Genomic DNA, 1,213 nt, shown 5'->3' with positions numbered 1-1,213 from the left:
GTGGATTCGTTGCATGATTTGGTCATGAAGGAGACGGATGGACTGGGAGCCGATGCGGTCATTATGGCAATCGGGGTGCCTTCGATTGTGGATGCGTCCATTAAATTGCTTCGCAAGGGAGGAACGATCAACCTGTTCGCCGGATTCAGCAACGGAGCGGCGTCTCAGATCGATCCAAACTTTATCCATTACCATGAAGTGAATGTGGTGGGAACAACCGCCCTGACCCGTGCCGACTACTTGACTTCCTTATCGCTCATTGCGGCAGGAAAGATCAATACCGAGGTTCTCACCACCACCGGTTATACCTTAGATACGATTCAGCAGGCGATTCTCGATGTAAAGAATGGAACGGGGATGAAGACGGTTATCCATATTGCTTAACATGACTTTAACGAAAACCACGAGGGGGAATATCCATGAGTTACTTAGGAAAAGAAATTCGCATGAGCCGTCTATTGAATCCGAAATCCGGCCGCTTGCTGGCTGTGGCTGTGGATCAGGCGATCGCCCGAGGCATCTTTGAAGAATTGATGCCGATCGGGCGAAAAATCGATGAAATCGTCGCCGGCGGACCGGATGCGATGACGATGCATAAAGGGATCGCCGACATGTGCTTCCGGCAGCATGCGGGGAAAACGGGCCTCATCCTGAAATGCTCGTCGTTCTCCCCATGGCAGCCGAATTATGACGCATGGGTAGCGGATGTGGAGGAAGGCATTCGACTTGGAGCGGACGCCGTGTCCATGGGATGCATCGTGGGCGGGGACGACCAGCCGGAACAGCTGCGCAACCTCGGATTGATTTCCGGCAAGGCGGCGGCTTACGGGATTCCGATGATCGCCCACATCTATCCGCGCGGGAACCAGATTCCGGAAGATGAAAAGGATCACTGGAAGCATGTGGCGTATGCGGTTCGTGCCGGTGCGGAATTGGGCGTCGACATCATTAAGACCAAATATACCGGAGATCCGGAAAGCTTCAGCAAAGTGGTTCAATCGACCCCAGCAAAAGTCGTGGTGGCGGGAGGAGAATCCGGAACGCGTCTAGAAGATTATTTCCAGATGGCAAAGGATGTCATTGGAGCGGGTGGAGTAGGCATTACCTTTGGCCGATTTGTCTGGAATAACAGCAACCCGACAGCGATCGTGAAGGCTTTGGCTCATGTGATCCACGAGGATGGATCGGTAAAGGAAGCGGTCGAGTTGTATAA

At 53.0% G+C, this 1,213-nt stretch carries 2 protein-coding genes; both read left to right on the top strand.

The genetic code is table 11. From position 1 onward, the window contains the following. Positions 1 to 384 (top strand): zinc-binding dehydrogenase (locus ABLT31_RS38695; RefSeq protein WP_367761030.1); only part of this gene is annotated, 384 nt, incomplete at its 5' end. 35 nt (positions 385 to 419) lie between these two features. Continuing rightward, on the top strand, positions 420 to 1,213 hold a 794-nt coding region (locus tag ABLT31_RS38690; RefSeq protein ID WP_367761029.1), incomplete at its 3' end, for a class I fructose-bisphosphate aldolase.

Source organism: Ammoniphilus soli, assembly GCF_040813775.1.
Note: the sequence above shows the minus strand (reverse complement) of the source record. Positions and strands in the feature narration are given on the sequence as shown.